Genomic DNA, 6,710 nt, shown 5'->3' with positions numbered 1-6,710 from the left:
AACACTCAGCCCAGGCGGTGTCCGCCCCCATAGCATCTGAAACCAGACCTCGATCCGCTCAGCCTCGGGGTCGTCGGCTGTGATTTGCGTGAGGGCGCCCGCGAAGCCCTTTTTTTGAACCGCTCCTGAGCGGCGGGGTCGGTTTCGGCATGGCGTGGCCACGGCGTCTGCCAGGACAGGTCCAGCCGGTGCAGCAACTTGCCCAGCCCGCTCTCATCATAGCGTACGCCGAAGCGTTCCCAGATGATCCGGCAGAGATCGACCAGCCGCCAGGTGGCCCTGGCCCTGGCCTGCGGTAGGTAAAGCCGATAACCCACTGGCAGGCTGGCATGGTCGTTCGCGATCGAGAGGCTGACGGCAACCTGGCAGTTGTCCTGTTTGCCAAGCTGCCCGCGATACTGTCGCGCGACCAAACAGCTAACAATGAATAACTGGCACTCTGCACCACAATCGTGCCGCGTTCCGACTGATATATCAAAGATGACTTAAAAAAGCCATAATACCTCAAATGAAAACCATAACCTCTAGTGTATAAAAAAACAAAATATAAACCAATAAGCAGGCACCAATAGAAATTTTTGGTTGAGTTGTTTTTCAAATGCAGTCATGGACATTAGTTCACGGGGTTGTGGTCGTTAATCCGAAAACGCTTCCCGTTGATATGTAGCTTTCTACTATAAGTTTATTCGTGTTAGGAAAAACGATGGCTTCTGATGTCAATGTTCTCGTTCGCGGTCAGAGCAATGCCGAACGGTTTGTGGACTACGGTGGTGCTGCGAGGTTAGAGCAGCGGCTCGAAGCCGCTCTTAATAATGTTGATATTCATATCGTTGAGAGCCACAGCAATCAAGTAAACAGCATCTATTCCGGTTCTGCTTTCCTTAATTGGGATACTGACGGGAAGCAACAAGATCTCGTATCTTTTATTAAGGGACAGACGGCAGACATCCGAGATAATCCGACAATTACGCTGTGGATCCACAATGAATTTGACGGAGAAACTCCTGGTGTAAGCACCGGTCAATGGGTCTCGGAAGTTCGGGCTGATGCTGCATTGGTCCGCTCGGCATTTGAGCAGGGTGCTGATACCACGCCATATGTTTTCACCTATGTTCCTTTCCCCACCTTTCAGGATGGCAGCCTACAAGCTATCCAGAATGGGATGTGGCAGCTGTCATCAGACGGTACGTTCAATGCAAGGTTCGATAGCAATGCCATGAATGGCATTGCCATGGATGGCGATGGCTATAACAACAGTCGTCACATGGGATCTTCCGATGCTCTGCGTGTTGCGGATCAGCTTATGCCCGGCATGATAGAGACGGTCTCGGGCCTCGCTAATGTTGCAGCTATGCCTACTGCTGGAGATTCGATCGTATCAGTTCCCCAGTCCGAAACACCAGTTATTGCTGAAGTTGTAGATTGGGATACGATTGCAGCGCAGGTCATCGCCAACTTCAATGCAACAGGCATCTGGTATTATTAATTGTTGACTCTATTACAAAAAGGATCGTCCACGGCGGGGAACCGGTGAGCTTCGTGCCGGTTTCCCCCGTCACATCGGCGCGGCTGTAAAGATGCCTGACGATTTGATATACGTAGGCGTAGCATTGGTGGTGCGTGTTTCAGCGTATTTATTCCGTATTGTGGAACATGAAGAATGCCAGGGCGGCGTAACGCGTAGTGACGTGATCACACCACTGCTGTTATGCACATCGGTTGGCAATACAGCAACGTACTGCGTGAATCAGCAGACTGGGCATATTAACCCCAAGCCGTTTGACAAAGCATGCGATGCGGATGGGCGTTGGTGCACGGAGCAGGGGCGAGTAGCTTAAACGCTGTACGCGAATAACTCCCCATTGCGCTTGGGTTTGGGCGACGATCTGCCGTGAGATGATTGAGATCATCGCAATCCAGATATGCCCGGCAAAGAGGTCGGCGGCGCGGTCGTAGACGATGTTGAGCCGCCGGTAGCGGCTGAGCTAGGCAAACAGCCGCTCGACAACCCAGCGGATGCCGTTCGGCAGGAAGCGCCCGTCGCGCGTGCCGCCAGGCGAGACCAAGACGTGGATGTCGTGCTCGAGTGCCGCCGCAGCGAAGGGCGCGCCCTTGGAAGATGGACCGTGTAGCAAATGATGGCGCCGCATCGGTCAGGCAACACGGGAACAGGCGCATGACAACAGCCCGGCTTTCAACGACTACTTGCCGGTAATTGTCCTGCGCCCTGTCAGCATCAGGGGATGGGCGGGCGCATTTTCCGTGATGACGTCCATCAGGGCGCCGGCGGCCCGGCTGCGGTAGCGTTCGCGGTGTCGCAGCACATGGAAGTCGCGGTCGGGCAGCTCGAACCCAGCCTGCACCAGCAACCCGGCCTCAATGCCGCCCGCGACGACAGAGGCCGACAGCGCCGTGGCGCCCGCCCCGGCCTCCACCGCGGCCCGCACGGCCTCATTGGTCGGCAACTCCAGCACGACCTGCAGTTGCTGCGGCAGGAGGCCTAACCCTTCCAGCACGGCCTCGAAGGCGGACCGGGTGCCGGAGCCGAGTTCCCGCAGCACCCAGGGGCTGTCACCCAGCTCAGCGGGCGTGAGGGCATCGCGCCCCGTCCCCCTTGCGGCCCAGGGGTGCCCCGGCGCCACGACGATGACCAGCCGGTCGCGCGCGACGGTCGTGCTGTCCAGCGCGGGGTCGTTCACCGCGCCCTCGACGAACCCCAGCTCCGCGGTGCCGTCATGCACGGCACCCGCGACCTGGAGCGTGTTGCCGACCGTCAGCCGGACCTCGACCCCGGGATGCGCCAGGCGGAACGCCACAAGGTGACGCGGCAGCCAGTAGCTGGAGATCGTCTGGCTCGCGTGGACCGTCAGGGTCCCGCGCACGAGGCCGCCCAGCTCGGCCAGGGTCAGCTCCGCCGCCGCGGCCCGGGCCAGCACGGCGCGCGCCTCGCCCAAGAACACCCGCCCGGCCTCGGTAAGCTCTATCCCGCGGCCGACGCGGTGGAACAGCCGCGTGGCGTGCTGGCCCTCCAGCGCGGCGATAGCGGCACTGGCGGCGGACTGAGCGAGGTTGAGCGCGCGGGCCGCCTGCGTGACGTGCTGCCGCTCGGCGACGGCCACGAAGACACGGAGCTGCTCCAGCGTCATCCCGCGATGCCCAGTGCCCGGATCAGCCCCAGGCTGACGATGCCCAGCACCAGCAGCGACGCCGTGACCGCCACCACGACGCGCATCCCGGCCCGCGCCACCACCCGCACGTCCACGCGCAGCCCGAGTGCCGCCATGGACAGCACCGTCAGCACGGTGGCGACGCTGCCGACCGGTCCCAGCGCCGCCGCCGGAATCAGCCCGGCCGAGCGCAGGCCGGCCATGGCCAGGAAGCCCAGGATGAACCACGGCACTAGGTGGTGGACGGCGATGCGGCCAGGCATCGGTCGGTCCCCGGCGGTCAGATGCGGCTGCGGCTCGTCCGCCTCCTCCCGCAGGCGGCTTGCGACCAGGGACAGGCACAGCACCACCGGCGCGAGCATCAGCACCCGCACCAGCTTGACCAGGGTGCCGATCTGGACCGCGACGGCCCCGATGGGCGCCGTGGCCGCCAGCACCTGCGGCACGGCATAGACGGTCAGCCCGGCCAACACCCCGTATTGCAGCCCCGTCATGTGCAACAGCGGCACCAGCAGCGGCAGTGCCAGCACGACGATGACGCCCAGCACGGCGGTGAAGGCGATGGAGGAGGCGACGTCCTCGCTGTCCGCACCGATCACCGGCGCCACGGCGGCGATGGCCGAGTTGCCGCAGATCGAGTTGCCGCACGCCACCAGCACCGCCATGCGCCGCGGCAGCCGCAGCGCACGGCCGATGCCGTAGCTGAGCAGGATGGCGACTGCCACGACGCCCGCGATCCCCGCCAGGAGGCCCGGCCCCGCCGCCATGATCGTCCCCAGGCTCAGCGATGCGCCCAGCAGTACGACAGCGACCTCGAGCAGCGTCTTGGCCGCGAAGGCGACGCCCGCATGCCAGCGCGCGCCGGGCGTCCAGGCGGTGCGGACCGCGGTGCCGATTAGGATGGCCAGCACCAGCGCCTCCAGCCAGGCCCGGCCGAACATCACCTCCTCGGCCGCCTGCAGGGCCATGGCGGCCAGGGTGACGGCGGCGCACAGAAGCAGGCCGGGCAGCACGCGCGTGGCGCTGTCGGCCAGCGTATGGGGCAGCGACGGCCTGGCGGATGCCGTGGGCGGCACTGGAAGGTTCGGGACGGAACGGTGTGGAAGGGCGAGGTCTGCCATGGTGCGGCCTTCGGTCTGATGGCCGCAACCTGGCCTGTGCCGACCCATCTTACCAACGCAGGACGACGCTGGAATCAATCGAAAATTGCGATCGGTCTGAGCTGCGGAGCGCCCCTGATAGCGGTCAAGGCCTGCGGCAACCGTCCTGGCGTCCTCCCCGGATGCCAGCGGCGATGGCGTCGGTGACGGATGCGGGAGTCTCAGGCAGCGCCGTCACCTGACCGGCATCTCACCAGGTGCAGCGGGCCGTTCGGGACACTCTTCGGCTGCCGCCCGGCCAAGCTGCGTCGGCTTTCGCTCGCACGAGCCGGACCATGCAGCACCTGCCCGGGCAGCCGCGGAGGGTGCTGGCGCCGCGGCCCGGTCGGCGCTGGGGAGGTCGCCCGGCCAGGGCCGCTCAGACCCGCCCCATCTGGCGCCGGACCGCGTCGGCCAGCGGGTGCAGCGCCGCCGCTGGCAGGGCACCGACCAGGCTGTAGCCGTTCCCCTCCGATGCCCAGGTGAAGGCCCCGACCGGACCTTGCGCGCGATGCGCCATCGGCGTGTCCCGATCCATGGCCATTCCACGCGTGAGCAGCACCAGACGCGTGCCACGATCGTCGTCGAACATGAACATCGCGGCCGGGCCCTGCGGCGTCGGGACCACCCGCCCACCCATCAACCGGTAGCCGGAGGCCGACAGGTCGGGCAGCGCGACCGGACGGCCGAGCCGGTCCGATGCCCAGGCGACGAGCTCGGCCCGGCTGTCCGCGCGCAACTCCACCGGGCGCTGGCGATCGGCGACATAGGTCGCGTAGCTGTCCGTTGCCTGCTGCGACAAGGCCGCGATACCCTGGGTGTGTGCCTGGGCGTCCGACGTCGTCAGCCCGTGCAGGCCCCAGCCGCCAGCTCCTCCGAGGCCGAGCATCAGCAGGGCGGCCGCGGCCACGCGCCAACCAGCCAGGGCGGGGTGGTGGCGCGCCGCGATCAGCCGCCCGATCCCCAACTCGGGCGGCAGGGGTTCCTGCGCGACGGGTGCCAGCGCCTCGCGCAGGGCAGCCCTTTGGCTGCGATAGTCCGCGACGCGTGCCGCCACCTCGGGATGCAGGGCGAGATAGCTCTCCACCTCCACCTGGCGCGACGCATCGAGCGCGAGGTCCACCAGCCCGTGCAGATCCTCCTCGGTGACCGGGCGCGTGCTCATTTAACCCTCCTGAGATGAGAGGCGCCAACCGGTTCGGCCTTGGCTACGCCCTCCATGGCCTGCCGCAGCCTTTCCCGCCCGCGGGACAGCCTCGACATCACCGTGCCGATGGGAATCTTCAACACCTCGGCCACCTCGACATAGGAAAGATCCTCGACGGATACGAGCAGGACCACGCTGCGCTGCTCCTCCGGTAGGCTCTCCAAGGCACGCAGCAGGTCGCGGTGCTGCAAACCATGCTCCTGGGCCGGAGGGACGGAGCCGACGGCGTCGGCGTCCTCCGGCGGCAGATGCCTGCCGCGCCGGCTGGATTGGCGGATCCGGTTGAGGGCCAGGTTGTGCACGATGGCGAAGAGCCAGCTGCGCGCGTTGCCGTCGGCCCGGCGCTGGTGCCACCGGCCGATGGCCCGTTCCAGCCCGTCCTGCACGAGATCGTCGGCGGCGCTGCGGTCGCGCATGAGGGCACGGGCATAACGGCGCAGGGCGGGGATCAGCGGCTCGATGAGCTGCGCCATGTCGTTCATTCGGAGAGCTTCCCGATCGGGGGCAGGGCCCGCCCGGCACAGGGGCGGGCCCACCGCATCAGTGCTGCTGTACCTGCACGGGGGCACCCAGCCCATTCACACCGCCGGGGGCGATGACGAGGTAGCGCCGTGCCGGCTGCGCCCCGCGCGCCGCCGCGCCGTTCCCCAGCACCTGCCGGATCGGGCCCACCGTGTTCACGATGGCCGAGCCGGCAGGATTGGTCATGAAGGCGGCCAGCGGCTGCAGCGTGCCGTGCCCGTCAGCATGGTTCGACAGGGCCAGCGCATAGGGCTTGCCCGGCTCGAGGCCGGTGACGGCGGCCTGCAGCACCTGGGTCAGCCCCTGATCGAAGAGCGAGACGCTCGTCGGCATGCCGGGATGGGCGGGCGCACTCAGGCTCAAATGCACGGTCTGGCCGGCCAGACCCAGCGGCTGGAGGTTGGCACGGCCTTCGCCCTCCGGCACCGCATCCGGCACATAGGCCAGCGCCTGCGGCGCCTGCCCGACCGGGACGTTGCCGATCACCGTGTTCGTCGCGGTGTCGATCACCGCGAGCGCGTCAGCATTCTCCAGCCCTACATATATCCGGCTGCCGTCGCCGGACGGCCAAAGCCCGTGCGGCAGCTTGCCGACCGGAATGGTGGCAACAGGGGAGAAGTCGTCTGTCCGCAGCACCTTCACCTCGTTCAACCCGCCCACGGTGACGTAGGCTGA

General features: G+C 65.9%; 8 protein-coding genes and 1 pseudogene. 1 reads left to right on the top strand and 8 read right to left on the bottom strand.

Translation table 11 applies throughout. The features are described 5' to 3' along the window. Positions 1-5: 5 nt before the first annotated feature. Both QWZ14_RS32020 and QWZ14_RS16835 read right to left on the bottom strand, forming a co-directional pair. Complete coding sequence (locus QWZ14_RS32020; RefSeq protein WP_353959318.1) at positions 6-317, bottom strand: helix-turn-helix domain-containing protein; 312 nt, start codon at positions 315-317, stop codon at positions 6-8. Then, positions 291-410 (bottom strand): annotated as a pseudogene (locus QWZ14_RS16835) (transposase); the annotation flags it as partial. The pseudogene QWZ14_RS16835 and the gene QWZ14_RS32020, both read right to left, overlap by 27 nt. A 293-nt stretch (positions 411-703) precedes the next feature. Here QWZ14_RS16835 and QWZ14_RS16830 point away from each other — a divergent pair. Then, on the top strand, positions 704-1,486 hold the full coding sequence (locus tag QWZ14_RS16830) for a hypothetical protein (protein WP_290317929.1): 783 nt from the start codon (positions 704-706) through the stop codon (positions 1,484-1,486). Positions 1,487-1,985: 499 nt separating this feature from the next. Here QWZ14_RS16830 and QWZ14_RS16825 read toward each other — a convergent pair whose 3' ends face one another. The 6 genes from QWZ14_RS16825 to QWZ14_RS16800 all read right to left on the bottom strand — a co-directional run. Next, positions 1,986-2,135, bottom strand: coding sequence for a hypothetical protein (locus QWZ14_RS16825; RefSeq protein ID WP_290317928.1), 150 nt, complete (start codon positions 2,133-2,135; stop codon positions 1,986-1,988). Positions 2,136-2,201: 66 nt separating this feature from the next. Then, positions 2,202-3,146 carry a LysR family transcriptional regulator gene (locus QWZ14_RS16820; protein ID WP_290317927.1) on the bottom strand — a complete coding sequence of 315 codons (945 nt, stop codon included), beginning with the start codon at positions 3,144-3,146 and terminating at the stop codon, positions 2,202-2,204. Then, positions 3,143-4,288, bottom strand: a complete 1,146-nt coding sequence (locus QWZ14_RS16815; RefSeq protein WP_290317926.1) for a YeiH family protein — start codon at positions 4,286-4,288, stop codon at positions 3,143-3,145. The genes QWZ14_RS16820 and QWZ14_RS16815 overlap by 4 nt, the downstream gene beginning before the upstream one ends. 397 nt (positions 4,289-4,685) lie before the next feature. Next, entirely contained in the window at positions 4,686-5,471 is a 786-nt protein-coding gene (locus QWZ14_RS16810; protein ID WP_290317925.1) for an anti-sigma factor family protein, read from the bottom strand. Next, positions 5,468-5,995 (bottom strand): RNA polymerase sigma factor, encoded by a 528-nt coding sequence (locus tag QWZ14_RS16805; protein ID WP_290317924.1) that lies wholly within the window; start codon positions 5,993-5,995, stop codon positions 5,468-5,470. Before QWZ14_RS16805 ends, QWZ14_RS16810 begins: the two co-directional genes overlap by 4 nt. A 58-nt stretch (positions 5,996-6,053) precedes the next feature. Beyond that, the coding region (locus tag QWZ14_RS16800) for a YncE family protein (protein ID WP_408903701.1) at positions 6,054-6,710 on the bottom strand (657 nt) is incomplete at its 5' end.

Origin of the sequence: Paeniroseomonas aquatica (assembly GCF_030409335.1) — a bacterium.
Classification (GTDB): Bacteria; Pseudomonadota; Alphaproteobacteria; order Acetobacterales; family Acetobacteraceae; genus Belnapia; species Belnapia aquatica.
This window is presented reverse-complemented; position numbering and strand designations above follow the sequence as displayed.